At 60.4% G+C, this 24,678-nt stretch carries 24 protein-coding genes; 10 read left to right on the top strand and 14 right to left on the bottom strand.

Going from position 1 to position 24,678, the window contains the following annotated elements:
* Position 1: 1 nt before the first annotated feature.
* From IH881_09665 to IH881_09645, 5 genes are all read right to left on the bottom strand, one after another.
* Positions 2 to 1,171: an acyl-CoA dehydrogenase family protein gene (locus tag IH881_09665; GenBank protein ID MCH7867952.1), complete on the bottom strand. Its 1,170-nt coding sequence runs from the start codon at positions 1,169 to 1,171 to the stop codon at positions 2 to 4.
* A gap of 68 nt (positions 1,172 to 1,239) precedes the next feature.
* Positions 1,240 to 1,998 carry an enoyl-CoA hydratase family protein gene (locus IH881_09660; GenBank protein ID MCH7867951.1) on the bottom strand — a complete coding sequence of 253 codons (759 nt, stop codon included), beginning with the start codon at positions 1,996 to 1,998 and terminating at the stop codon, positions 1,240 to 1,242.
* 12 nt (positions 1,999 to 2,010) lie between these two features.
* A complete protein-coding gene (locus IH881_09655) occupies positions 2,011 to 3,066 on the bottom strand; it encodes a nitronate monooxygenase (protein ID MCH7867950.1) in 1,056 nt (351 codons plus the stop codon).
* 31 nt (positions 3,067 to 3,097) lie between these two features.
* Positions 3,098 to 3,859 (bottom strand): CoA-transferase, encoded by a 762-nt coding sequence (locus IH881_09650; protein MCH7867949.1) that lies wholly within the window; start codon positions 3,857 to 3,859, stop codon positions 3,098 to 3,100.
* Positions 3,856 to 4,653 carry an acyl CoA--acetate/3-ketoacid CoA transferase subunit alpha gene (locus tag IH881_09645; GenBank protein ID MCH7867948.1) on the bottom strand — a complete coding sequence of 266 codons (798 nt, stop codon included), beginning with the start codon at positions 4,651 to 4,653 and terminating at the stop codon, positions 3,856 to 3,858. The genes IH881_09650 and IH881_09645 overlap by 4 nt, the downstream gene beginning before the upstream one ends.
* A 352-nt stretch (positions 4,654 to 5,005) precedes the next feature.
* Between IH881_09645 and IH881_09640 the strand changes: the two genes are divergently transcribed.
* Positions 5,006 to 5,314 (top strand): hypothetical protein, encoded by a 309-nt coding sequence (locus IH881_09640; protein MCH7867947.1) that lies wholly within the window; start codon positions 5,006 to 5,008, stop codon positions 5,312 to 5,314.
* A gap of 20 nt (positions 5,315 to 5,334) precedes the next feature.
* Here the strand turns inward: IH881_09640 and IH881_09635 are convergent, their stop codons facing one another.
* Complete coding sequence (locus IH881_09635) at positions 5,335 to 5,562, bottom strand: hypothetical protein (protein ID MCH7867946.1); 228 nt, start codon at positions 5,560 to 5,562, stop codon at positions 5,335 to 5,337.
* A gap of 160 nt (positions 5,563 to 5,722) precedes the next feature.
* On the opposite strand from IH881_09635, the gene IH881_09630 reads away from it, so the two are divergent.
* The 3 genes from IH881_09630 to IH881_09620 all read left to right on the top strand — a co-directional run bounded on the left by IH881_09630 (position 5,723) and on the right by IH881_09620 (position 9,656).
* Positions 5,723 to 7,390 carry a hypothetical protein gene (locus IH881_09630; GenBank protein ID MCH7867945.1) on the top strand — a complete coding sequence of 556 codons (1,668 nt, stop codon included), beginning with the start codon at positions 5,723 to 5,725 and terminating at the stop codon, positions 7,388 to 7,390.
* Positions 7,387 to 8,682, top strand: a complete 1,296-nt coding sequence (locus tag IH881_09625; protein ID MCH7867944.1) for a DUF2029 domain-containing protein — start codon at positions 7,387 to 7,389, stop codon at positions 8,680 to 8,682. The genes IH881_09630 and IH881_09625 overlap by 4 nt, the downstream gene beginning before the upstream one ends.
* A gap of 137 nt (positions 8,683 to 8,819) precedes the next feature.
* Entirely contained in the window at positions 8,820 to 9,656 is an 837-nt protein-coding gene (locus IH881_09620) for a chemotaxis protein CheX (protein MCH7867943.1), read from the top strand.
* Between the two features lie 60 nt (positions 9,657 to 9,716).
* Here the strand turns inward: IH881_09620 and IH881_09615 are convergent, their stop codons facing one another.
* The 5 genes from IH881_09615 to IH881_09595 all read right to left on the bottom strand — a co-directional run bounded on the left by IH881_09615 (position 9,717) and on the right by IH881_09595 (position 14,821).
* The gene (locus IH881_09615; GenBank protein MCH7867942.1) at positions 9,717 to 10,919 is read right to left on the bottom strand and encodes an aminotransferase class V-fold PLP-dependent enzyme; all 1,203 of its coding nucleotides are present in this window, start codon (positions 10,917 to 10,919) and stop codon (positions 9,717 to 9,719) included.
* Positions 10,920 to 10,955: 36 nt separating this feature from the next.
* Positions 10,956 to 12,113, bottom strand: a complete 1,158-nt coding sequence (locus IH881_09610; protein MCH7867941.1) for a phosphoribosylaminoimidazolecarboxamide formyltransferase — start codon at positions 12,111 to 12,113, stop codon at positions 10,956 to 10,958.
* Between the two features lie 82 nt (positions 12,114 to 12,195).
* A complete protein-coding gene (locus tag IH881_09605; GenBank protein ID MCH7867940.1) occupies positions 12,196 to 13,497 on the bottom strand; it encodes a bifunctional folylpolyglutamate synthase/dihydrofolate synthase in 1,302 nt (433 codons plus the stop codon).
* 146 nt (positions 13,498 to 13,643) lie between these two features.
* Positions 13,644 to 13,970 carry a hypothetical protein gene (locus tag IH881_09600; GenBank protein ID MCH7867939.1) on the bottom strand — a complete coding sequence of 109 codons (327 nt, stop codon included), beginning with the start codon at positions 13,968 to 13,970 and terminating at the stop codon, positions 13,644 to 13,646.
* Positions 13,967 to 14,821, bottom strand: coding sequence for an NRDE family protein (locus IH881_09595; GenBank protein MCH7867938.1), 855 nt, complete (start codon positions 14,819 to 14,821; stop codon positions 13,967 to 13,969). Before IH881_09595 ends, IH881_09600 begins: the two co-directional genes overlap by 4 nt.
* 329 nt (positions 14,822 to 15,150) lie before the next feature.
* Here IH881_09595 and IH881_09590 point away from each other — a divergent pair, with 329 nt between their 5' ends.
* Positions 15,151 to 16,176, top strand: a complete 1,026-nt coding sequence (locus tag IH881_09590; GenBank protein MCH7867937.1) for a hypothetical protein — start codon at positions 15,151 to 15,153, stop codon at positions 16,174 to 16,176.
* Between the two features lie 80 nt (positions 16,177 to 16,256).
* Here the strand turns inward: IH881_09590 and IH881_09585 are convergent, their stop codons facing one another.
* Both IH881_09585 and IH881_09580 read right to left on the bottom strand, forming a co-directional pair.
* On the bottom strand, positions 16,257 to 17,549 hold the full coding sequence (locus IH881_09585; GenBank protein MCH7867936.1) for a VWA domain-containing protein: 1,293 nt from the start codon (positions 17,547 to 17,549) through the stop codon (positions 16,257 to 16,259).
* A 23-nt stretch (positions 17,550 to 17,572) separates the two neighbouring features.
* Positions 17,573 to 18,640, bottom strand: a complete 1,068-nt coding sequence (locus IH881_09580; protein ID MCH7867935.1) for a M28 family peptidase — start codon at positions 18,638 to 18,640, stop codon at positions 17,573 to 17,575.
* 382 nt (positions 18,641 to 19,022) lie between these two features.
* On the opposite strand from IH881_09580, the gene IH881_09575 reads away from it, so the two are divergent.
* From IH881_09575 to rfbC, 5 genes are all read left to right on the top strand, one after another.
* Positions 19,023 to 20,540, top strand: a complete 1,518-nt coding sequence (locus IH881_09575) for a YifB family Mg chelatase-like AAA ATPase (protein ID MCH7867934.1) — start codon at positions 19,023 to 19,025, stop codon at positions 20,538 to 20,540.
* Positions 20,541 to 20,840: 300 nt separating this feature from the next.
* Entirely contained in the window at positions 20,841 to 21,071 is a 231-nt protein-coding gene (locus tag IH881_09570; protein ID MCH7867933.1) for a hypothetical protein, read from the top strand.
* Between the two features lie 359 nt (positions 21,072 to 21,430).
* Positions 21,431 to 22,471: a hypothetical protein gene (locus IH881_09565; protein MCH7867932.1), complete on the top strand. Its 1,041-nt coding sequence runs from the start codon at positions 21,431 to 21,433 to the stop codon at positions 22,469 to 22,471.
* Between the two features lie 206 nt (positions 22,472 to 22,677).
* Positions 22,678 to 23,559, top strand: a complete 882-nt coding sequence (gene rfbA, locus IH881_09560) for a glucose-1-phosphate thymidylyltransferase RfbA (GenBank protein ID MCH7867931.1) — start codon at positions 22,678 to 22,680, stop codon at positions 23,557 to 23,559.
* Positions 23,556 to 24,113 (top strand): dTDP-4-dehydrorhamnose 3,5-epimerase, encoded by a 558-nt coding sequence (gene rfbC / locus IH881_09555; GenBank protein MCH7867930.1) that lies wholly within the window; start codon positions 23,556 to 23,558, stop codon positions 24,111 to 24,113. Before rfbA ends, rfbC begins: the two co-directional genes overlap by 4 nt.
* A gap of 112 nt (positions 24,114 to 24,225) precedes the next feature.
* On the opposite strand, the gene IH881_09550 is transcribed toward rfbC, so the two are convergent.
* Positions 24,226 to 24,657: a transcriptional repressor gene (locus tag IH881_09550; GenBank protein MCH7867929.1), complete on the bottom strand. Its 432-nt coding sequence runs from the start codon at positions 24,655 to 24,657 to the stop codon at positions 24,226 to 24,228.
* Between the last annotated feature and the right edge of the window lie 21 nt (positions 24,658 to 24,678).

Below are 24,678 nucleotides of genomic sequence, written 5' to 3'. Positions count from 1 at the left end.
ACTATTTCCTGGGGAGACCGAGAATGCGCTCGGCGATGATGTTGCGCTGCACTTCGTTGGTGCCCGCGTAAATGGGACCCGCCAGGGCAAAGATGAAACCGTCGAGCCAATCGCCAACACCCTTTGCCGCGGGGGCGCTCGGCAGCAGTTCGCCTCGCGAGCCGAGGAGTTCGAGGGCGAGTTCGTGCATTTTAATGTCGAGCTCGGACCAGAAAATTTTGTTCAAGCTCGCCTCGGCGCCGATCTTGCCTCCCGCCATCATGCGTGAAACCGTTTGGTACGTGTTTAGCGCGTAGGCCTCGGCGTCCATCCAACAACGCGCGACACCATCGCGAACGGAAGCGTCGATGAGTTCTCCTTGCGCATGAGTCTCGCGATAAAGTTCGACGAGCTTGCGCGCGGTGTTCTGAAAACGCGCGGGGCTGCGCAACATCAAGCCGCGCTCGAAGCCCGCAGTCGCCATCGCGACCCCCCAGCCTTCGCCCATCGGACCGAGACGGTTTTCGGCCTTGACCCGGGCGTTGTCGAAGAACACCTCGGCGAAGGCCGCCTTGCCGCTCAATTTTTCGATCGGCCGCACGGTGATCCCCGGCGCGTCGAGGGGACACAAGATGAAGGTGAGTCCGTGGTGTCGCTTCGAATCGGGATCCGTGCGGAACATGCCAAAGAGCCAGTGCGCGTAGGCGCCACGCGAGGCCCAGGTCTTTTGTCCATTGATCACGTATTCGTCGCCGTCGAGAATTGCGCTGGCCTGGATGTTGGCCATGTCGGAACCGGCGTTGGGTTCGGACCAACCCTGGGCCCAGACCTCTTCACTCGACGCCATCGCGGGCAAGAAGCGCGCCTTCTGTTCGTCGGTTCCGTACTCCATGATGGTGGGGCCGAGCAAGAAGATCCCGTTCTGGTTGACGCGCGCCGGTGCACCGGCGCGGTAGTACTCCTCTTCGAAAATCAGCCACTCGAGAAGATTGGCCCCGCGCCCGCCGTATTCGACGGGCCAGGGAACCATTGCCCAGCCTCCGGCGTTGAGCTTTTGCTCCCAGTCCCGGTGTTCTTCGAAGCCCACCTTGGTATCGAATGACTGCAGCGGTTCCGAAGGGACGTTGCTCTCCAGCCAGGTTCGGGCTTCGCTACGGAAAGCCATTTGTTCGGATGTAAAATTGAGATCCATGCTTCGTCGTACTTCCTTGTCGTTCTGTGTAGTTGCTGGGTAGTTTCTCGCCCCGTCTCGCTCGCGGTCTACGATTTGTCGGTGAAGTTGGCCTCTCGTTTTTCCAAGAACGCGTCGCGCGCTTCCTGGGAATCCGACGACTTATACAATTCCAAGGTGAGCCCCTGTTCAAATTTGTAGCTCTCCTTGGGATCCAGCAATTCGATCCCGTTCAGCGACAACTTGGCCAGGCGCAGCGCCTTGGGGGATTTATCCGCAATGCAGCGCGCGAGCTTCATCGCTTCATCGCGCAGCTTTTCTTTGGGCACGATCGATTCGACACCGCCGAGGCGATACGCCTCCTGGACATCGATCGCCTCACCGGTGTAGAGCATGCGGCGGGTCTTCTGCATGCCGAACAGCCGCATCAAGTGGGTCGCCGCGCCCAGCGCCCCGCGATCGATTTCGGGAAGAGAAAACGTGGCGCACTCCGACGCGATCACGATATCCGAAGCACCGGCGATTCCGATGCCGCCGCCGATGCAGTAGCCGTGAACCGCCGAGATTACCGGGATGGGACAATCGTAGATATTGCCGAAGGTGTCGTAGCAGCCGCGGTTCACCTCGAGAATCTTGCTGCTGTCTTGCGCGAGTTCCTTGATGTCGACTCCCGCCTGAAAGCCCTTGCCCTCGGCGCGAATCACGACGCAATTGACGTCCGGGTTTTCGCCCAGGGCCTTGATCCCCGCTGCAAATTCGAACCAGTCCTGGCTCCCCAGCGCGTTCACCGGCGGATTGTTGATCACCACTTCGCCAATGCCGTCATTTACTTCGATGTCGATTGCCATACGGGTTCCCGTCTAGTTCGCGAGCGCCGAGATCGTGGTCTCGGCTTCGCTCATGATTCGTTGGATCAATTCTTCACAGGTTGGAATGTCGTCAATGACCCCCGCGATGCTGCCGCCGGGCAGGTAGCCGTTGATCGGATCGCCCTCCGCCATGCCCTTCTTCGCGAGCATTGGCGCGTTGGCGGCCATGATCGTCTGGGCGTTGGTCAGCCGTTGGTTGCGGCGCATTTTGAGCGCGCTGCTTACCAGTTCGGAAACGGATGCACCGGACGTTTTGCGGAAGGCGAGCCCGTTGCGCAGCGCCAGGAGCAAGCGCACCAATGGCGACGCTTCTTCGAGGCGCCTTACCAATTCATTCATCACGACGCGTTGGGGCAGACCGTCGATCTGTCTCGTGACGACCACATCCGCGACCTCGGCGGCCAGGAAACGATCGGTGCTCGTCTTGGGTACCGGACTCTCCTGGGTCAGGACGAAGCGGGTTCCCATCGCGATTCCGGCGGCTCCGAATGCGAGCGCAGCCACCAACCCCCTGCCGTCCTTGAAGCCCCCTGCACCGACGACAGGGATATCGACGGCAGCGGCAGCAGCGGGCAACAAAATCGAAGTTGGAACGGGTCCCGTATGCCCACCGCCTTCCCCGCCCTGAACGACCACGATGTCCGCACCCAACTGCTCGGCCTTCTGCACGTGTTTCACGGCACCGCAGGTCGGGACACATACGACGCCCGCGTCTTTGAGAGTTCCGATCAAGTCCGCATTGGGGGCCCGGTTGTATCCCGCCGCCTTGACTCCCTGGCGGATGATCGCCTCAGTAATGACATCGGCGCCCGGCGCGTCCATCAAAAAATTTACGCCGAACGGTTTGTCGGTCAGCTTCTTTACGTCCAGGATCGCGGCCTCGACTTCAGCTGGAGGTATGGTCGCCGCCGCCAAAAAACCGATCGCGCCAGCATTGCTCACCGCCGCCACGAGCTCGGGGGTCGCGACCCATCCCATGCCTGTCTGAATGATCGGGTAGCGGATACCCAGTCGGTCACAAATTTCGGTGTGGAGTGCAGAAGACAATCGGAGGATCTCCAGGGGGAGGGGGCTCTTTTCAGCCCGGGACCTCTTTGGTCGCAATTGCGTTTGGATCCAACTGCTCGCGCAGAATCGTGAGTTCAGCGTCGCTAGGCGCGCGGGTTTCACCGACGTCTTCGGTCACCAATTCGAAACTCGTCGCCGCGACGACCTCGTCGATCGTGACACCGTTGTGAACCGACACGAGCCGCATCGCGTGATCCGGGCCGCCAAAGTCGATGACGCAAAGGTTGGACACCACCCGCCGGATTTCGTGGAAGCGGGAGCCCTCGGGACCCAATGCCGCGGCGCGGTCGTAGCCGAGTCCCGAAACGACGTCGACTTTCTCTACGTATACCTTGGGACTGTGATTTGGCACCCAATAGCTCGTGGTGTGATTGATCGTGTTGCCCGGCGCTCCTCTCAGTCCGAGGAGTTGAACCTTGGGCTTCTTGAAGTCACCGATGCAGGCGATGTTCTGGTTGCCGAAGCGATCGATCTGGGTCGCGCCCATCATGACATGGCGACGTCCGGAAGCCACGCACTCGAAAATCGTGCGGTACGGCATCCAACTTTCGACGATCGGTTCGGGGCCGGGCGCCCCGCCAATGGGTTGGCAAGTCGAGACGATCGAAGCCACGCCGTCGGTCAGCAAGATGTCGGGCTCGAAGGTGAGTTTGGCCAGGCGCGCGCCGAGTATCGGCAGGTTCCCGATCGGACTCACCAAAATTTCTCCGTCACCTCGAAAGCATTCTGCAATCGCGACCGCACATTGTTCAGCTCTAGTGAATTCGCTCATCGAGACTTTACAGCCTCCTGATATTCCTTCTCCGAGGACACATCGAGGTAGCGCTTCTTGAACGCTTCCCAGGCTTCGAGATCCTTTGCCGTCGCGGCGTATTCTTTCTGGAATGCTTCGTCGCGCTCGTAGTCCGGGGGACACTCGGTAAAGTGCGCTCCGTTTGGGGCTTCGATCACTCCGTCGATCATGGTGCGGTTGATCCGCAGGGTGTGGACGCTGGCTTGCTTGATCAGGTCCTGGGTTGGAACGATTTTTTCCACCGACATGAATCGGCGCTTGGCCGCAAGGCAGTAGAGGTCGTCGAAGAAGGGGTCCGGGCCGAGAAACTGACCGTTGCCCGATTCATCGCCGCGGTTCATGTGGATGAGGGCCACGTCGAGTTCCAACGCGGGCATGGCGATGAAGGTCTCGCCGTCGTCGTAGGGGGATTGGATCCGCTTGAAATCGGGGTTGTTTCTTTCCAGATCCGATCCCAGGCCCGCGCGAGTCGGAAGGAATGGAACCCGATGCACGGCCGCCAACAATCCCCATTGCAGCATGCCTTCGTCGAGTTCGACTGCTTCGATCGAAGCGGTCTGTCGTGCGATTCGGAAATGGGGTTCGAGAGGAATCGAGTCCAGGGAGACAAAGCCGTAAATGACTTTCTTTACTTTGCCCGTGGCGCACAGCAGCCCGACGTCAGGGCCGCCGTAGGAAACGATGGTGAGATCCTTGAGTTTCGAGCGAATGATTTCGCGCACCAGCGACATCGGCTTGCGTCGCGAGCCCCAGCCCCCGATCCCGATCGTCATGCCATCGCGCAATTCGTCGATGACTTCCTGCTCGGTGGTTCGTTTATCCACGAATCGAAACCTTTTCTCCCGAGAGTCGCGGGCGCGGTCACAGGCCGCCCGGATCACCACGAGTCGATTGGGCAGTGTTCGGATTATCGCGAAATGTCCGCCCAGATCGCGCTATTTCGCCGACTTCCCGCAGGGGGCTGGCTGTCATCCCGGAACGAGGGGGTCTTGATCGATGCCGCCGGTATACAATAACGATACGTATCGTTTCTGTAAAGCAAGCCGGATCGGCAGAAACAGGTCCGTCCAGCGTGCGAGCGAGTCCCCGGCCCACGATACTTTCGAGATCAGAGGTCGCGATCCCATGAACCTGCCCGAAGCGCAAGCCCTGCTGGCCCATTTCGTCTCTCCGTATCGGAGTTGGCGCCGCCGCGAGTTGATCGAACTCGTCGGCCACGAGCCGGTCAAGATCGCCACCGGTAAATCTGGAACCGAGTATCGCCTGGAAATGCACGTGAGCGTCGGGTCGAGCCGCGACCCAACCCTCACGGTTTCGGGCAGCGCCTGCGAGGTGAACAGCGATCGCTGGTTCAAGCCGCACGCCACTGTGGGTTTTTCGGTTTCCGAGGACGGAACCGTGGCGTTCGAATCCGGGTTCGGCCTGCTGGCCTGACGGGTAGCGAACCCGGCGGCCTAAGATTCCGCCGCGATGACTTCGGGGCGTTCGCTTTCGTGTGGTGACGAAGACTGGATTGCCGGCGGCGCCGTACCCACCGCTTGGATGTGAGCATTCCCGGGCATGTCCGGGAGCAGGATACAGCCCAGCACGATCGCGATGAGAAGCGCGACCCCGAGCCCTAGTTCGCGTACGAGTCCGCGCGATCTGCGGTTGCGAACCAGCCGTTGATAATCGGATTGCACTCGTGACTCCCGTATCCTGCAAGTGTGATTTGCGCTCGTCTATCGACTCGTATCGGGGTCTGGCTTTAGGCGTCTGGCAAATTTTCTACTCACGCAGCGCGCAGGCTCCAAATTATCGCAACCTTTGCTGTGATAGGCGCTGTGATAGGCTTAGTCGCGCATGCGTGCACTCGGGGAACGCTTTGGCATTGATTCGCGTTCTGCAACGATCTGCGGGTCCGTTGCGCTCATCTTCATCGTTCATGCGGTGTATCTCGCGTGTGTCACTGAAGACGCCTACATCACATTTCGCTTCGCCAAGAATCTCGTTGCCGATCACGGCCTGGTATGGAACGTTGGCGATGCCCCGGTCGAGGGATATACAAATTTTCTCTGGCTGCTGATTTCCGCCGGGATCCTCGGGTTGGGGCTCGACCTGCCGCTTACAGCCCAGTGGATCGGCGCGGCGGCAAGCCTCGCGACCCTGCTCCTCGTGTACCGCTCTGCGAAACTGCTGGGTTGGACAAGCCGCTTTGCCGCGCTTCCGTGCCTGGCCCTCGCCTGCTCGGGTCCGTTCGCCACCTGGGCGACATCGGGGATGGAAACCAACGTGTTCTGCTTGTGGATCACTGCGGCGGTCTATCTCCATGCGCGCTTTCTCAACACCGGACACACAAGCGATGCGTGGCTCGCCTACGGGTCACTGTTTCTCGCAACCCTCACCCGTCCCGAAGGCCTGTTGATCGCGATGCTCATGGCTGCCGCGTCTGGCTGGTCCGTGTATCGCGCGGACCAGCGCAAACGCGCTTGGGTGCTCACGTTGCTGCTCGCGCTGGTGGGCTATGGCGTACTGGCCGGGCTCTATTGGCTCTGGCGTTGGAATTACTTTGGCGACTTCCTGCCCAATACGTTTTACGCCAAGACGGGCGGTGGCGCCGCGCAGGCGCTTCGCGGTGCACACTACACCGCGCTCTTTGCGCTCCATTTTGTCTTGCCCTGGATCGCAGTCCTCGGTCTGGCCACGTTTGCTCGCAAGAGAACCACACCGGATGCGACTCCCGCTGGAGATGGCGATCGCGGCTTGCTTCCCCTCTGCGCGGCGATCGTCTCGTTCTACTCGGTCTACGTTACGTGGGTCGGGGGGGACTACATGGCGATGTACCGGTTCTACGTGCCGATTCTTCCCTTCCTCTATTTACTCATCAGCGCGGCACTCCACCGGGCCATCAGCGGAATTGGCTCCAATCAGGGCCTGGCCCAGGGGATCAAGGCCGCAACGTTGCTCGGTTTGGCTGGAAGTCTGTTCCACTCGACACCACTCGAAAGCAATTGGGTCAAAAAACCCGAACTCATGCACGGCAACTATCGCGGAGTCTTGACCGAGCGCTGGTATGTTGCGCGTCATCAGTTGATCGGCGAGTTCTTCGCGCACTATGGGCGCCCGGGAGAAAGCCTCGCGACGGGTGCGATTGGGGCGGTGGCATACTTTTCGGGACTCGCAGTCTACGATGTTCACGGAATCACGGATCGTCACATCGCCCATCGGAGTCATGGGCGAGAAGAACTGGGGAGCGGACTCCCGGGACACGAAAAGACCGACTACCCCTACATCTTCGCCAAGCAACCCACTTTCTATATGTTCAGTCGCAGGCTTCGCAAGGAACCCCTGGCCGGGATCCCGCTGTTGGTCGACGAAGTCGATGAACTGGTCGCGCGGGAGTACCGGGTTGGTTCGGTCTTCTTGACCGACGCGATCAATGGACAATCGGGGTACTTTTCTTTTCTCGAACGACGAGATCGCAATGCGGCTACGCCAACCCGAGCGGCAGCTGGCAAAGGGGCGCCTTGACCTCCAAGTTGACACTCAAGACCGGGCTTCTCCTATTTGTGATCGCAAACGGCCTGGTGATCAACTGGGCACTGCCCCGTCTGCCCTGGCAACCCCAACAGGTCACGACGCTCGACTACACCAAGGCCTTCATCGAGCAAGGCGCCCACGCCGACTCGTGGAAGGCAATGCGAACCGCGCTCTTCTACACCGACGAACCGCGCAACAAGCCGCTCTATTCAGCTCTCTACTTCGACAACAATGTTCGCTTTCAATATCCCCCCTCGAGCTTACTCATACTCAAAGCGCTGCGCGGGACCGGTCTCGCCGATCCGATTGGCGACCAGCGACTGAACCGGATTTCCTGGTGGTGTATCTGGGGACTAGCTGCGGTGCTCGCACGGGTGTTTTTCCTCGCGCGAAAACGGTTTGGTCTCACGCATGAGGTTTCGAGAAGCTCCGAGATTTTGTTCGCCGTGCTGGCTTTCGGATTCACCCTCACCTTCTACCCAATCGTGCGCGGCTACTACCTCGGGCAAATTCAGGTCTGGATCGACTTGTTGATCGCGGGAGTGCTCTGGGCGTGGTTGGAGGGGTACCGGCGGACGAGCGGCGTATTCCTGGCGTTGATCTGCGTGATAAAACCCACCTTTGCGCTTGTCGTCATTTGGGGTGCTGTGCGCAAGCAATGGGAATTCATCAAGGGCTTCACCTTACCGATGGCGTGTTTCGCTCTTGTCTCGCTATTGGTTTTTGGCTGGGACAACCACACCGACTACCTCGGCGTTCTCTCATACATCTCCCAACAAGGAGAAATATTTCATCCAAATCAGTCGATGAATGGCCTGCTCCATCGCTTGTTCCACAACGGCGATTCCCTTACCTGGGATCGGAACCTGCTCATGACCTACCACCCCTGGGTGCACGGGGGCACGCTGGTGAGCACCCTGGGGCTGATGGTCGTCGGGCTATTTCCGCCTCGCTCTGGTCCGCGAAGCGCAGGGCCACTGGAGCTGTCGATCGTTGTTCTGTGCGCAACTCTGGCTTCACCCACAGTCTGGACCCATCACTATGGGGTGACGCTGCCACTGTTCGCCATCGCACTGCCCGCAGTTCTCGCACTCGAGTCGCGCGAGCGAGCGCGCTACCTCGCACCCCTGCTCATCAGCTTCATGTTGATCAGCAATAATTTTCGCTTGCTCAACCGCCTCGCCGAGACAAACTTCAACATTCTCCAATCCTATGTCTATTTCGCTGGCTTGATTTTCCTTGCGCTGCTGGTTCGGTTGTTGACCAGGGTCCATCGCAGTTGAGAAGCATCGAAGCGTCAGTTTTGGACGTGGGCACACAACCGCACAGGGTTAAGTGATGCCGATCTTTTGCCGACATTGAGCTTGTAACGAGATAGTGCACACGAACTTCCGGCTCCACGGCGAAGGGTCTTTCAGTAATGCCGCGATTTTTTGGTGAATTCTTGATCGCCACGGGCGAAATCGAACACCGTCACCTCCAAGAGGCGCTGGAGTTGTGCGATCAGGTCAACCTCCGGATCGGCGAACTCGCGGTTCGCGAAAACTGGATGGACAAGGGGCAGGTTCGCGAGGTGCTGGAGAAACAACGATCCATTGATCGGCGCTTCGGTGAAATCGCCGTTGCGATGGAGTTCCTCACCGAGTCACAACTCCAGACGCTTACTCATCAACGCACTACGAGTCACCTCTATATCGGCGAATCCCTCGTGCGGCTCGATATCGTGACGCGTTCCGCGCTGGAAGATCTGCTCGATCAATACAAACACGAAGTCTCGGCCTTCAACGAACGGAATCAAGCTCCCGTGGAAATCACTCGCAACCGAATTGCAGCGCTGACCCTCGAAGCGTTGCCCAGGATTGCCTCGAGAATGGCGCGCCTTCAGATCTTGACCCAGTGGGGACCGGAGTGGTTCGATGACCCAGCCCTTGAACACCGACGTTGGATCGAGGTTGAAGGCGGGGAACACCTCATCATCGGCATCGCGGCAAGCGAGCAACTCGCCCACCAGATCGCGGCTGCAATGCTCATGTGCGAGCCCAGTGAACTCGATCCCGGCGACGCCGATGACGCCCTCGGCGAATTTCTCAATCTGTTGATGGGCAGCGCCAAAACCGCGGCATGCAGCGACACCGATGAATCTCGACTCACACCGCCCCGCGGCGACAACTTTCCGACTGAGGGGTTCGGTCTCTATCTCGTGACGAACCGAGGGCCGGGCTGCGTGCTATTCCAGACTGAGCCTGCCAGCGAATAGTCTGGCGCGATTCCCGGAATCGGTTCCGAACCTGCTCCACGACTACAGCTACAGCTACAGCTACAACAGCGACCGAAGCGCCCGAGCGAGTCGCTCGTAGTCGTCGAGTTCGTTGTAGAGCTGGGCGGAGACGCGCAACATGGGTCTGCCAGATTCCGGGCAGCTGAGCACCGGCATCTCGATTTTGTGTTGATGAAACAGGGCTTCCTGGAGCGGGTTGAGGTCGAGCGCTGAGGCTGAAGACTCCGCTTCGAACCGCGCGCTCTCGGGCAGGTGAAGTGTCGCGAGGCTCCCCAACATATCGTCTGGGCAGGGAAGCTCGACGCCAAGACTGGCTGCGAGCAGAGCACGCCCCTCGACTGCGAGCGCGTGGTTGCGGTCCATGACTTCGGGCCAGCCGCCCGGGAGTAGCGAACCCAGACAGGAGATGGCGCTGGGGACACACAACCAGGGTGTGATGTCGCGGGTTCCCGTCCACTCGAACTCCGCGCGAAAGCGCGCATTGCCCACCAGGCCGGCGTTGGCCCCGTGGCTGATGACCGCGGGTCGAACTTGTTCTTGCAGATCCGGGCGCACATAGAGAAAGCCCGCACCCTTGGGCGCGCAGATCCACTTATGACAGTTTCCGGTGTAATAGTCGGGAGCCAACGCTTCGATGTCCAGCGGAATCATCCCCGGGGCATGCGCGCCATCGACCATGACCTCCACGTCGCGCTCGTGAAACAGTCCGATGAGTTCCGCCAGAGGCATCAGCATCCCCGTGGCGCTGGTTACGTGATCGACCAACGCGAGCCGGGTGCGGGGGGTGATGGCATCTCGCATTCGCTCCATCACGACATCGGGTCCGGCGATCGGAAACGGAATCTCGACTACCACCACCCGGCTCTGTGTTTTTTGCGCGACGTATTCGAGAACATTGCGCGACGCGTTGTACTCGTGACTGCTGACGATGAGTTCATCGCCGGCGCGCAGTGGCAGCGACCGGAGAACTGCATTGAGCGCGGTCGTGACGTTTGGCAGAAAGGCGAGATCGTCGGGGTTCGCACCTACGAATTGGCCCAGGGAGCGGCGCGCCGCAAGCAATCGCTCGCGTGCCATTCGAGTCAAGAACGTCGCGGGCTCGCTCTCCAGTTCGACCTGCAGTCGGTGGAGTTCCGCGAGTACGACTTTTGGACAGGCGCCAAACGATCCGTGATTCAGATACGTGACTTCGGGGTCGAGTCCCCAATGGGTCTTTAGCTCGGAAGCTTTGGGGCTCACCATTTCAAGGTTCTCACGCATCCCGCTCATGTGATGGATCTAGTGATGAAAGAGTCGCAGGCCGGTGTGGACCATCGCAATGCCGTAGTCCTTGCAGGCAGATTCGATCTCGGCATCCCGAGAAGATCCGCCGGGCTGGGCAATGAACTTGACGCCGTGCTTCGCAGCGTGGTCGATGTTGTCTCGAAAAGGAATGAATCCATCGGAGACCAGTGAAACCCCCGTCAGCTTCTGAATCCATTCCGTCTTCTCTTCGGCGCTCAGCACCTGCAACTCGCCTTCGAGCAGCTCGCGCAGGGCGACTTCTTCGAACTGCGTGAGGTCTCCTTCTAGATATCGAATGCGCCAATTGATGCGTTCCTGACGCTTGACGCCGGACTTGAACTCGAGATCGAGTACGCGTGGATGACGACCGAGATGCCAGGTGTCGGCCTTTTGTCCGGCCAACTTCGTGCAGTCGACGCGCGATTGCTGGCCCGCCCCGATCCCGATCATCTGTCCATCGAGGACATAACCCACCGAGTTAGACTGGGTGTACTTGAGGGCGATCAAGCCGAGCACCATGTCCCGCTGCGCCGCGTCGGTCAAGGTTCCGCACACCGGCGTGGCAACGTCGCTTGCCGTCACCACCCGGTTGTTGCGGTCTTGCGTGAGGCGCATCCCGAAAACTTCGCGGACTTCTCGTTCGGGCGGGACAAAGTCAGGGTCGCCGCGCAGAACGATGAAGCCGCCGTTCTTCTTCGAACTGAGAACTTCGAGGGCTTCCGGCTCGTAAGCAGGGGCCACGACTCCGTCCGACACGACTCCCTTCAAAAAGTTGGCGGTCGCGAGATCCACCGGATCGGACAACGCGACAAAGTCGCCAAATGAACTCTTGGGATCCGCACCCCGAGCGCGAACATAGGCACAGGCTTGCGGCGTGAGATCGCTTCCCGCCACCTCATAGGCCCGTGCGAGGTCTGCGTCCAGGTCGACCGCGACGGCGGCACCGGCCGGGGAACAATGCTTGAAGCTCGCCGCGGCGGGCAGGTCGAGGGCGATTCGAAGCTCTCTCACCAACTGCCAGGCGTTGCTGGCGTCGAGGTAGTTGATCATCGACGGATTGCCATTCAGCAGTTCGATCGGAAGGCTCTCGGGATCGATGGGCACGGCTTCGGCGAATTCCTGGTGGGGATTACAGCCGTATTTCAGTCTCATCCAGGGGGTCTCCAAGAGTTGCAGTTGCCAGCCGTCGAGCCGTCGACATGAGGATGAAGCAATCGGCCGCATTCCTCAATCCTCAACGCGAATTCGAATTCAGACCCACGGGATCTGCACTCCATACTTCGCGTGCGGCCGCCGCAAGATAGATGCTTCCCGCGGCGAAAAGCAGCTCTCCCGGGCCGGTGCTCTCGCGTGCAGCGCGCGCAGCCTCGCCTGGATCGGGAACGACCTGCAGGGGCAGCTCGGGGTTGCGCGCGCGGATCGTCGCGGCGAGATCTGCTGCCGGGAACGAGCGGATCGGCTCTGCACAGGTCACCACGACTTCGTCCGCGAAGGGCAACAGGGCCTGCAGAATCGCGTCGAGGTCTTTGCCCTGAGAAACCGAGAGCAAGAGCGTGCCACGGTTCAACGGGCGCCCTGCCAGAACTCGAGCCAGGGCGCGAGCGGACGCTCGGGTATGGGCGCCGTCGACGATGATCCAGGGATCCTCGCACAGGACTTCCAGGCGGCCGGGCAGGCGAGTTTGCGCGAGCCCCAGACGTCCCGCCGCGAGGAACTGCTCGCGATCAGGCTCTCCGAGCAGGTCGAGCGCCGCCAGGGCGATCCCGGCGTTGTCGAGCTGATGATTGCCCAGGACTGTCAGATCGTGTGGGTCCGCCGCTGGAAAGTCATCGCCAATTTTCAACAACGGTGCGCCGATTTTCAGCGCGCGCGCTCGCACCACGCGTTCGGCCTCGGGCGATAGCCGCCCCATCAAACAAGGGATTCCAGGTTTCAGGATGCCGGCTTTTTCGGCCGCAATTTCAGCGATGCTGTTGCCGAGCTTGTCCGTGTGTTCGAGTTCAATGCTGGTAATGCAGGTGACCTGGGGCATCACCACGTTGGTCGAATCGAGACGACCGCCGAGCCCTACCTCGAGGATGACGTAGTCGAGCGCAGCCTCGGCAAAGATCAGCAGGGCAGCGGCCGTCGTCGCATCAAAAAAAGTTGGGGAGTTGAGCGGCTCGTGCTCGCGCAACCATTCGACTTCGGGGCGCAGGCGTGTCACCGCATCTGCCAGCACCGCTCCGTCAACTTCACGGCCCGCGATCCGGAATCGCTCAGTCCAGCTGTGGAGATGAGGCGAAGTAAAGACCCCCGTCCGCTTCCCGGCAGCGGTCAGCGCGCCCTCTGCAAACAGGCAGGTCGAGCCCTTGCCCTTGGACCCCGCGACGTGAATCACCGCCAGTCCCTGCTCGGGCTTGCCGAGCCGGTCGAGCAGGGCGCGAATGGGGCTCGTGCTCAATCGCTCGTTCATCAGTTCGGGGCGACGCTCGAAATTGATCAAGGTCTCGAGATACCGGCCCGCGGCCTCACTGGTCTCGATTGGGAAAGTCATCGTTGCTCGGTCTTCTCTGGGTAATCTTTGGATATTCACTGGCGATCATCGAAAACGGAAGAGGCGGCCGCAAGCGACCGCCTCTCCGCGTCCAACCGTTTAACGATCGACGAGATCCACTCGACTCGAAGAGCCGAACAGACGCTCTACTGGACCATGTACTTCTTCCAGGAGCGATACTCCTTGACGGCTGCGCTGGTGGTCTCGATGGCGGGGAAAAAGTACTTCACCGCATGGCCACATTCCTGGCAGATCTTGTAACAGAACTTGAACCCGTCTATTTCGCGCATGCTCCCGACCGTGAGCCGGTTCGCGTCCGTGCAGCATTCGGAGGGTGTTGGAGGGGACACGATCCTCCGCGGATAGTCGTTTACGGGCTCTTCGTCGTTTGTGTACGTAATGATGTTCTTGGTCAAACGATGGGAGCGTTCTTCAGAGTTCTTCTTGCGGATGTTACTGCCTATTCGCCTCAACTCGCTTTCCTCGCCAGTGACCCAAATCCTTCGTAGCTTGCCACTCGGCTCAGCTCGTGGAGAAGGGGTGTTAAGTTCTCGTACGGATTGGTGCACGGTGCACCATCCGCGTATTGGAAAATGTCTTGTTGCGGGTCTTCGCTCAGTTGCAGCAGGATCGAGCTTCGAGTTCCATAGCCTTCGTGATGTACGCAGGTTGCACCCAAGGGTCCCGCCACACCCTCGGTTCCGTCGTGGCTTCGGCAGATCTCGCCCAGGCCCGCGAGCACCCGATCGCTCGAAGGCAGATCGGCCGCGCCAGCTGCGTTGCCAGCCAAGGAGGCCGTCAGAGACTCCACCGCCTCCAGCGTACGACACGTCTTTGGATGCGAAAGATCGTTGGGGTCTGCATTGCCGATTACGTGGACGCCGGGCTCGAGGCGGTTCACCGTTAGCTTGGTGTTCTTTGCGTCCTTTGAATCGTCATGGACCACGGCGAAGGCGTCGTTCCGATCGGCCACGAACAAATTGAATGGGTTGTACAGATCGGACCCCAGGGATTCGAAGTTTGTTGCAGCTTTTTCAGCGCTAGCAAAGGCCAGGGCATCGAGCACCAGCAGGCCTCTGGAGCGACGACTCGAATCCGGCTCCGGATTGGGTCGGTTTGTAATCGCAGCGAAAACGCCGTCCTGATTCAGGCCCAACCATGTCCCGCCAGCCCGCAAGTCTCGCGGAGCCAGAATCGTGCTCCCATCGGAGAGTTGTATCAGCGCAGGGGCCTCCACCGGGCGGTCGTAGAACTCGTCTCGGTTCGCCGCTACCACCAGCGGCGCGCCGTGAATTCGGCGGTGAATGACAATCAGGGTACACATCTGGCAAGGTCCGGGGCGTGGGGTCGTCCATCCGGTACGGGGCAGTCCGGAAGGATCCAAGGCCGACCAGTGTACCGGGAATTCCCCGCAATTGCAACCGTCCTCTCGGCGCGAGTTTCGATAATTCCTGTGCAACTTCAGTGACTTCCAAGCTAATTGGTGTGCAAGCACCCCACAGGTGGCCGACGCTGCGTCCGTTCCCTTGAGTACAAAGGAGGCACCCTGGACGGATCGAATATGAGAACCCAATTCTGGCTTGCCCCGCGGGCGCAAGCGACCGTCCTTTGGCGGGTCGAACGTTGTATGGCAAGTTGATCGGGCACATGTCGATGACTTTTCAGACGGTCGTAAAGCTTCCAATCGGGCTGCTGCTATGCGGGTTCGTTCTGGTCGCGAGCGTTGCGCCGCGGGCAATCGCGGACGAGGACCGCGCGCGAGAGCAGCGTCTGCTCCGCCAGATCGAGGCTGAAATGCAGGTCGAGGGCGAAATGATCAAGCGACAGCACCGCAACGAGACTGCGACTTCACGGGACGCCCTAGGTGCTCATGCTCAGCAAGACGTCGGGTCGCTGGGGGCAAATTCAAGCGCGCGCCTGGCACCGTCGGCCCCAGAGATTCGAGATCTTCCCCGGGCGATCTTCAGCGAAGAAGCAGTCACGATCGCCCCGGGCACAGCTGGCTTCGACAACGACCAGAAACTCAAACTCATCCGGCTGTCGTTGGACGCGGACAGCGACGAAACTCCCGAGATCGTTCGCTACGTCGATCGCAAGACCGGCGCCTGGATTCGGCAGGAGGAAGACCGCAACTACGACGGCAGGATGGATTCATTTCTCCGCTTCGAGGGATCTCAGTTGATCGAGCGGAGTCTCGACAGCAACGATGACGGCCGGCTCGACATCTTTGAGGTCTACGCAGGTGGGCGCATGCTGAAGAGATCCCTCGATCGCGACCACGATGGCGTCGTGGATGCCTACTACGACTACGAAGGGCGCTATCTCGCCCGCGAGCGCCACGACGCCGACAACGACGGCGAAATTGACCTGGTGATCCAGTACCACGAGGGCAGGCGCGTCTCCTCAGCAGAGGACATGGACCGGGACGGCCGCACCGACACCTGGATCCGCTACGAGTACCGGAACGGATATGAAACCATCAGCCGGATCGAATCCGATCGCGCTGGCCGCGGTTTTGCGGATACGTTCGAAACCTTCGACGCAGAGCAGGGCAAGGCCATCCTCGCCCAACGAGAAGAAGACCTCGATGGAGATGGAAAAATCGACGTGATTTCGATCTACCGCAACGGAAAGCTCGTGCAGCGAAACATCCTCAAGCCAGAAGTCGTTCCGCTATAGGGATACAAGGGGTACCGAGAGGGGTACGGGGGACCGGGAGGAATCGACCGTAGTGAGCACCGGTCTCGCAGCGACGCCCACTACTCGCCTTCGATCGTAATCACACCCTTCTGACGCTCGCGAAACGCCCGGATGCGTTTTCGTTCGAGCAACAACATCATTTCTTTGTTGCGCTTTCGCACCCGGCGGAGCTCGACCATCAACTCATTTTCCGTGAGCCCACTCTTTTCGAAATTGACGTCAAACGCGATCGTGCTCTCGCCACCGTCAGAAGCAAGCACGGTCACCTGGACCTTGTTGGACCCTGGATCGACGGGCACGAAGCCCGAAAACGAACCGTCGGGAGACAAGTGGACGTCGTAGGAAATGTCGTGGGTGGTCAGGTTCGTGATCACGACGTCATCGATGTTCGCAAACGACACGCCGCGCAGAAACGCCAGAATCTCACCGGGGTTCCTCACCGGTGTGTAGGCGCCACCCGTCAGTCTCGCCATCTCGGTGGTGGCGACCGGAGACGCGAGGGCATGGCGCCCCAATGCAAAGCTGTTGATCGTGAGTCCCGCCTTGCGGGCGAGGCGCGCGGCGCTGATCGCCACCTCGGTGTCTTCGGGGTCCGCCACGTCGCCGCGCCCAAAAGGAAAAGTTGGAACGCCGTCGGTGAGGAACTGCAGCAGATGCCTGGCCCCGGGCCGCGCAACACTGCGAGAGCCCGACAACCCCACCAATTCGACTACAGCGAGATGGATGGCAGCAGCAAAGTTGGTGGCGCCGTGCGGGCCTTCTGCGTGGATTTCGCCGAGCACACGGATCACGGACGCAAAATCGTCGGTCAGTAGAATTCGCAGTGTGGCGTCTTTTTGATCCGGCGCGTTTCGCTCGCCGGTTTCGAGATCCACATCTCCCGAAAAGGTCAGGACTCCGACCCGGCTGCGCCCCGGGGAGAGCGAATCAACCAGCATGCGCGCCGCCTGAATCTCGGCGCTAAGGATGCTGTCTGCTGGATCGCTGCAGACGACCTCGTCCGGATAGCTGCCGGGAGCGATCAGCTCTTCGTGGGGGTTGAAGCCGATCTCGCCATTTTGATCGACATCGATGCCACTCGGGAACCTCGTCGACTTGGAGACGTCGATCGCGATCATGACATCGAAATCGAGCGGGTCTTCCGCGCCCGAACGTGCAGAGCCGCGAATTGCAGCGAGGTGAACACGGTTTCGAACGGTCTCACCCGGAGCTGGGGACACGATGTCGATCACGACCGTCGCGGCGTCGCTGCCGGATTCGACTGTGGCCGCAAAGGCGAGAGCGCCGCCTGCGAGGGGCGAGAGCGCGGCGAAGCAAAACCACAAAACGAGGACGGGAATCGGGGACCGCATTGCTGCCAGTCCCGTCGGGAGGGTCACGGGGAGATCTCGCGTCCCGCGGTGAGTGGCGACTGGGCGAAGTGATCGATCTTCTGCAATCTGCCGGCAATTCTCGCCAGAGCTTCCAGGGTCACGTTGCCCACGGCCTCAAAACCAGCGGATAATCGGCGAGGCTGTCCACCGATCTCGGAACGGCTCGCGGCAACCGGGGCTTCAGCTTGAGAACACTGTTGGTTCGCCAGGGCGATCGACGCGCGCAGCGAGGCCTCTGCAAAAATCTTTCGGCCGGTTTCCAACTCCTCATAGTGGCTATCTGCCGGGAACGTCTCGACGTAGCCAAGATCATGCGCGGACTCCCAGAATATTTCGCGGTAGATCCGCGGCGAGTTGATATCGCGTACGACGGGTCGATCTCGCTCCCCGACATTCCCGAAGAAGATCGCACTGCGAATGCGCGAAAACTCCTGTTCGACAATCCATTCCTCCAACAGACTCTGACTCCCCAGGCGAGCCTGCGAGGGAGTACCCGGGCTCGCTTCCAATGCATCACCGTCAATCCAGCTGAGCCAGATTGTATACGAGGGCGTCGTCCCGGCAGCTAGCACCCGAGCAAGTTCCAACAACAGCGCTGCGCCCGAAGCCCGCTGGTCATTGAGGCTCGGCGCAGACAGCGCTTCGGGGGATGTGTCGTAGTGGGCCGCCAACAGCAGCACGTCCCGAGAGTGGCCCGGAATCACCGCGGTCAGATGAGTGAGTTTGAAGGACTTGCCCGCGTTGTCGGCTACCGACACCTCCCGCTCTTTCAACTCGATCTCGAATTCGCTCAGACTGCTTCGCAGGTACTTCCGGAACTGGGCAGAGCCCTCGCTTCCCGAAACCCGGGAGCCAATCTTGTTGAGCGCGCGCATATGTCTCCACGCGGCCGGGGCGAAGAACTGTGCACCGCTCGCATTGGATCCCTGCCAGCCCGGAACGTCACCGCGCGTACTCCCGGACCCAGTTGACTGACAGCCCGTGAGCAGCAGGCAGACGGCCAGCGAAAATCCCAGGCAAACCCGCCCTGCGCCCGATTTCACCGTGTGAATTTTCACCATTCGTTCCATCTGCGACCCGATTCCAGAATCTGCTTGCGAAAACTATGGGGTGAAACTTGCGCGTTCTCTGCCGATTGGGGTTCCCGACGGACGCAAATCACACGATCCAGTGAGGAGCGGAGCCACGGAATGCAAACTAGCCTTAAAACACGAGAATGATGTCGCGCTCGGGACTAGTTTCGACTTTTTCTTTGCAGGGTTCCGCTCTTATCTGACACATTCGGCTTTTGCCGACCACTTCATTAATAGGTGTCCCGTCCTCACGGGACTCTTCAGAAGTAGGAGGCAGGGATTCACCCCTGTGAGCCCTGTCTCCTTCATTCTTGACTTCTGGCTCCGCTCGCCACTGGCGTGCTGCCCCCTCCCGGTCCCGGGAAGGTTCAAGGTCATATTGTTGTCTCGAGTTCACAGTGCCACGCTTTCGGGCGTCGACGGCGTTTGCGTCGAGGTCGAGGTCCGGATCAGTTCCCAGTTGCCTCGCATCGACATCGTGGGTCTACCCGAAACCGCAGTGCGAGAAAGCGCCGCCCGGGTACGGGCCGCCATCTCGGCCATTGGCGAAAAATTTCCAGACCGGCGGATTACCGTAAACCTCGCCCCGGCAGGTCTGAAGAAATCCGGCGCGGGTCTCGACCTGCCCATCGCAATCGGGATTCTCGCCGCCGCGGGAGCGATCGAACACGGAGCGCTGGAGCACGCTGCCTTCATGGGGGAACTCGCACTCGACGGACGGCTGCGACCGGTGCGCGGAACCCTGGCGCTGGCGCTGGCGTCCCGGGATGAGGGTTGTACTTCGGCATTCGTGGCCGAGGAGAACGCTCGCGAAGCAAGCGTGGCCCCGGGTATCGCAATCCATGGAGCCAAACATCTGGAATTGATCCTCGCCCACCTGCGAGGTGCCAGTGCGATCGAAGTCCACACCCCACCCCCATTCGTCGAAGATCCGCCGACGTCAGTTCACTGTCTCAGCGATGTCAGGGGGCAGGAAGGCGCCAAGCGCGCCCTCGAAGTCGCCGCTGCGGGCGGGCACGCCCTGCTGCTCTGCGGACCACCGGGTTCGGGCAAGACGATGCTCGCGCGTAGACTCCCCGGAATTCTCCCACCCATGCAGATCGACGAAGCGCTCGATGCCACGCGAATTCACGGCGCGGCGCAACAGCTGAGTGCCGAGCACCCAATGATTCGGCAGCGGCCGTTTCGCGCTCCCCACCACAGCGCGAGTTCGGCGGGCTTGATGGGGGGTGGCAATCCCCCGATGCCCGGCGAAGTCTCCCTCGCGCACCGGGGTGTGCTGTTTCTCGACGAGCTTCCGGAGTTCAATCGCCGTTCCCTCGAATCGCTGCGGGCGGTGCTGGAAGGGCATTCGGTTCGTCTCGCACGCGCGGGATTCTCTTGTGTCTTTCCGGCTCATTTCCAGCTGATCGCCGCAGCGAACCCGTGTCCGTGCGGCTGGTACCAGAGCGGTGTTCGGGACTGTCGCTGCGACGACGCGACGATCGCACGCTATCAGCAGCGGGTGTCGGGCCCGCTTCTCGATCGCATCGATCTTCACGTGAACGTGCCCGCGCAGGCCTGGCGAGACCTCGAGCAACCCAGCTCGGGACCCACGAGCGCAACCTTGCGGGAGCGCGTCGTCCGCGCCCGCGAGCTTCAACATCGACGCGGCGTGCGCTCGAACGCCGAAATCCCGGACGCCCAGCTCGACCAATACGTAAAACCAACACCCGAAGCCAACACCCTGCTCGGGCGCGCCGTCGATGGGTTTGGGCTCTCGGCCCGAGCGGCGAGACGCGTATTGCGTACGGCGCGTACCATTGCGGACCTGGCGGAAACAACACACGTAGAGGCCAGCGCCATCGCCGAGGCTCTCACAACTCGAACCGAATCTCAGAACCGACCAATTTCTTGACAGCGACGCCCCCCCCCAAGCGTCGCGTGCAGTTGCGAACTTTTGCAGAGATTGGGTTGCGAGAAGCACTGACGAGCGACTCATCCGGCCCTCTGCATGCAAACTCCGATGGCGTCCCGACTCAAAAACGTCACTCGCGTGTTCCAAAATTGACACTTTGGCTCCGCCCTGCCCGGAAATTCAGACCTGCCCGCCGCCAAGTACCTGAATTCAAACGCCGCGCAAATCGGCACGGCAGCGCTCATTTTTGGCACCGAAAATGCATTGGAATCAGTGCATCAGTGCAAGGGAATCGTCGTCATGGGAGCAGCGTACGCAGTGCACGTTCCGCAAAACCGCCGAGCCATCAACTTGGAGCTGCTCTCCTATCTCCCCGAATCCATCACCCTGCTCGAACTCGTCTACGAAATAAGCGCCATCTCCAAAGACGACCAGGTCGTGATCGACACCGTCATCACCATGCTCGCCCGAGGGCGGGTGAGGCTACGGGGCACCTTTCGCGACTGCAAGATCTCCGAGTTCAGCAACTGAGGGCGTCCGCCCGGCTCGGGTTTTCCGAGATCGATTGATTCGCAGTCGCCAACCCAACCCGATGACCCCAGCGTGGTAGAGCCCGTTCGACCCGCAAATAATCCGATGCGTTTTTTTTGGGGGACCGTTGTGTTCATCGACGCGACGGCCAACCGGCAACGGCAGTGGGCAACTTCGCAATAATTCACAAAATTTCGCCTTCGCAGTGGCCCGGCTCCCACGACCACTGCGGATGGAGCCCCTCAATTACACCTGCGCTGCAGGAAAATTGCGGCTATCTTGCCTATCCGCGCAGCAAAGATCGATGCTCGAGAGGCTGAGTAGTTGGGTTGGTAAGTAGCTGAGCAGAGGAGGCTGTCTTGAGTCCACGCGATCGTTCTAACATCAATCTACAGCATGTGCCGTCGTATTCGTTGTGGCCACACCGGCTCATGCTCGTTCTGTTCCTGACGCTGGTTGCCAGTGAAGTTTCAGCGTACGACATCGCGGCGGGCTCCAGCCATACATGCGTGCTCGACGACATTGGCATCACGTGCTGGGGGTGGAACGAGAGCGAACAATTGAACGTGCCCGCCGGCCTCGCGAATCCCACAGTCGTCGTCTCGGGTGAAGCGCATAACTGCGCGATCAGCGACAACGGCGTCACGTGCTGGGGGAGCGGTGGCAACGGTCGAATATCCGTGCCGGGTGGGCTCGTGAACCCTACCCACGTCGCCGCAGGCTCCAAGCACAGCTGTGCGATCGACAACGTCGGTGTGACGTGCTGGGGAAGCAGCAACTTTGGCCAATCGACCGTGCCGGGTGGGCTGTTGAGCCCCGTCGCCATCACCACCGGCGAAAATCACACCTGCGTGATCGACTTCAATGGCGTCAGTTGCTGGGGAAGAAATAACGTAGGCCAGCTAAACGTTCCCGGCGGACTCGTGAACCCCACCCAGCTCGCCGCGGGTTACGATCACACCTGTGCAATCGACGACAATGGTGTCACCTGCTGGGGGGCGAGCATGGAAGGCCAATCGACCGTTCCCGGCGGATTGGTAAACCCCAGCGCCCTCGCCGCAGCGATTTATCACACCTGCGCGATCGACGACAGCGGCGTGACATGCTGGGGGCTCACTAGCTACGGCGCGTCGGCGGTCCCCTCAGGACTCGTGAACCCGAGCGACATTGCCGCGCACAGTTTTCACACTTGTGCGATCGACGACAACGGCGTGACATGTTGGGGGGACAACCAGTGGGGCCAATCGACCGTTCCCAACGGATTGATGTTTTGCCAAGAAACCGGCAGCTGTGCTCCACCGGTTCCGAGCCTATCCCCCTGGAGTGCCAGCGTACTCTGCATCGTTCTCTGTGGGGCCACCGCCCACGCGCTTCGCGGCCGACGCCTTCTGAAGGCTTGAGGCCCGGAGATCGAGCCTGATCTCCGGGCCCCGGGGCTCGTCCGCAGCGGCCAACCCCATCGCTTCCACCGCTGCGGCCCCGGCAACCGCAAAATCCCGCAATTCGAGCTAACTTGCGGCGCTCATCGCGGCCACCGGGTCGCTCTCGGGCACGACCGCGAGAGCCGCAGAACTAGAAGGGAATTTTGTCGATGTCGTCAGTTTCAATGAAGGGCATCGTGCTGGCCGGGGGTTCGGGCTCGCGCCTTCATCCCATCACCCTGGGCGTGAGCAAGCAGCTGCTGCCCGTCTACGACAAACCCATGATCTACTACCCGATCTCGACCCTGATGTTGTCGGGAATTCGCGAGATTCTGATCATTTCGACGCCCCACGATCTGGAGTCGTTCAGGCGCCTGCTCGGGGACGGCCGCCAATTCGGACTCGAACTCAGTTACGCGGTTCAGCCCTCACCGGGAGGTCTCGCCCAGGCATTCTTGATTGGCGAGGAGTTCATCGCTGGCGACGGGGTAGCGCTCGCTTTGGGGGACAACATCTTTTATGGCCACGGTCTGGTCGAGCCACTCGTGCGCGCGGCTGAGAGCGAGGACGGCGCGACCGTGTTTGGATACTGGGTAGCTGATCCCGAGCGCTATGGCGTCGTCGAGTTCGATGCATCCTTTCGCGCGCTCGAGATTGTGGAAAAACCGGAAAAGCCCCGCTCGAACTATGCAGTTGTAGGTATCTACTTTTACGACAATTCGGTAGTCGAGCGCGCCAAGGCTCTGGAGCCCTCTCCCCGTGGCGAACTCGAAATCACCGATCTGAATATGCGGTATCTCGAGACCAACAATCTGCGAGTCGAAGTGCTGGGACGCGGTATCGCGTGGCTGGACACCGGTACCTACGAATCCCTGCAGCAGGCATCCAATTTCATCCAGACGATCCAGGAGCGACAGGGACTCAAGATTGCCTGCCTGGAGGAAATTGCTTTTCACCGAGGTTATCTCAGCCGAGACGAATTGATCAAACGCGGAGAGGAGCTCCGCAAGAACAGCTACGGCGCGTATCTTCTGCAACTCGCCAACGAAGCGGGACCGCGCAAATGAAATTTTCCCCGACCCAGCTTCCCGAAGTGATCCTGGTCGAACCGGCCGTGCACCGTGACGATCGGGGTTTTTTTTTGGAGTACTACCACGTCGATCGCTTCCGTGAGGGAGGGATCACGGTCACCTTTGTCCAGGACAACCATTCGCGCTCAGTTCGCGGAACGCTCCGGGGATTGCATGCGCAAACCGCTCGCCCTCAGGACAAGCTCGTGAGGGTCCTTTCCGGCGAGATCTACGACGTCGCGGTCGATGTGCGCCGGGGCTCTCCCACCTTCGGTCAATATGCTGGCGTCACCTTGTCGGCCGAAAATTTTCGCCAACTCTTCGTGCCGGTGGGCTTCATTCACGGATTCGTGGTGACGAGTGAGACCGCCGAGGTCGAGTACAAATGCAGCGATGTCTACGATCCCACGGGAGAATTCGGTGTGAGGTGGAACGATCCGGCGATCGGAATTCCGTGGCCAATCGAGGAACCGCTGCTTTCCGAAAAGGACGCTGCGGCGCCCCTGCTCAGCGAAGTGGATCCGCAGCTGCTTCCCCAGTACCGCGGCTAGCGGCTGACCGCCTCAGGACGGGCGTGCCAGTTCGTCGACCGTGGGGGTTGGATCGGATTTTCGCGCGCTCTACTTGAATGCGAATTCGGCGGGCACCGAATGATCGCGATCGCTACGCGTCCTGGCAGTCCGAGCAATGGCCGTAGAGTTCGTGTCGGTGACGTAGAACCTTGAAGCCGTATCCATCTGCAATCGCAATCTGCGTGTCTTCGATGAGTTCTGATTTGAACTCGATGATCTTGCCGCACTGCAGGCAAACGAGATGGTCGTGGTGAGCGTGTTCGACCTCGTAGCGGGTGAGGCCGTCGTCAAAGCGATGCTCCTGGGCAAGGCCAGCGTCCACCAACAGCTTCAACGTCCGATACACCGTCGTGTAACCGATACTCGGCGCTTCCTTGATGACCACCTGATACAGCTGCTCGGCGCTGATGTGCTCGTGAGTGTCCAGAAATGCGATCAAGATGACGTCGCGCTGCTTTGTGTGCTTCAACCCCGTACCGTCGAGGTACCTCGCCAACTTTTCGCGTTCTTCTTCGTACTTCATAGGGGGTGGCCACCAACTTGG

The organism is Myxococcales bacterium (assembly GCA_022563535.1).
Classification (GTDB): Bacteria; Myxococcota_A; UBA9160; order UBA9160; family UBA4427; genus DUBZ01.
The sequence above is the reverse complement of the archived record's forward strand: the minus strand, read 5'-3'. Positions and strand labels throughout refer to the sequence as shown.

Bases quoted from the DNA above. Each gene is read 5' to 3' on its own strand.
- IH881_09665 (MCH7867952.1), bottom strand. From the start codon at position 1,171: ATGGATCTCAATTTTACATCCGAACAAATGGCTTTCCGTAGCGAAGCC.
- IH881_09660 (MCH7867951.1), bottom strand. From the start codon at position 1,998: ATGGCAATCGACATCGAAGTAAATGACGGCATTGGCGAAGTGGTGATC.
- IH881_09650 (MCH7867949.1), bottom strand. From the start codon at position 3,859: ATGAGCGAATTCACTAGAGCTGAACAATGTGCGGTCGCGATTGCAGAA.
- IH881_09645 (MCH7867948.1), bottom strand. From the start codon at position 4,653: ATGACGATCGGGATCGGGGGCTGGGGCTCGCGACGCAAGCCGATGTCG.
- IH881_09640 (MCH7867947.1), top strand. From the start codon at position 5,006: ATGAACCTGCCCGAAGCGCAAGCCCTGCTGGCCCATTTCGTCTCTCCG.
- IH881_09630 (MCH7867945.1), top strand. From the start codon at position 5,723: ATGCGTGCACTCGGGGAACGCTTTGGCATTGATTCGCGTTCTGCAACG.
- IH881_09620 (MCH7867943.1), top strand. From the start codon at position 8,820: ATGCCGCGATTTTTTGGTGAATTCTTGATCGCCACGGGCGAAATCGAA.
- IH881_09615 (MCH7867942.1), bottom strand. From the start codon at position 10,919: ATGGTGAGCCCCAAAGCTTCCGAGCTAAAGACCCATTGGGGACTCGAC.
- IH881_09610 (MCH7867941.1), bottom strand. From the start codon at position 12,113: ATGAGACTGAAATACGGCTGTAATCCCCACCAGGAATTCGCCGAAGCC.
- IH881_09605 (MCH7867940.1), bottom strand. From the start codon at position 13,497: ATGACTTTCCCAATCGAGACCAGTGAGGCCGCGGGCCGGTATCTCGAG.
- IH881_09595 (MCH7867938.1), bottom strand. From the start codon at position 14,821: ATGTGTACCCTGATTGTCATTCACCGCCGAATTCACGGCGCGCCGCTG.
- IH881_09590 (MCH7867937.1), top strand. From the start codon at position 15,151: ATGACTTTTCAGACGGTCGTAAAGCTTCCAATCGGGCTGCTGCTATGC.
- IH881_09585 (MCH7867936.1), bottom strand. From the start codon at position 17,549: ATGCGGTCCCCGATTCCCGTCCTCGTTTTGTGGTTTTGCTTCGCCGCG.
- IH881_09580 (MCH7867935.1), bottom strand. From the start codon at position 18,640: ATGGAACGAATGGTGAAAATTCACACGGTGAAATCGGGCGCAGGGCGG.
- IH881_09570 (MCH7867933.1), top strand. From the start codon at position 20,841: ATGGGAGCAGCGTACGCAGTGCACGTTCCGCAAAACCGCCGAGCCATC.
- rfbA (MCH7867931.1), top strand. From the start codon at position 22,678: ATGAAGGGCATCGTGCTGGCCGGGGGTTCGGGCTCGCGCCTTCATCCC.
- rfbC (MCH7867930.1), top strand. From the start codon at position 23,556: ATGAAATTTTCCCCGACCCAGCTTCCCGAAGTGATCCTGGTCGAACCG.
- IH881_09550 (MCH7867929.1), bottom strand. From the start codon at position 24,657: ATGAAGTACGAAGAAGAACGCGAAAAGTTGGCGAGGTACCTCGACGGT.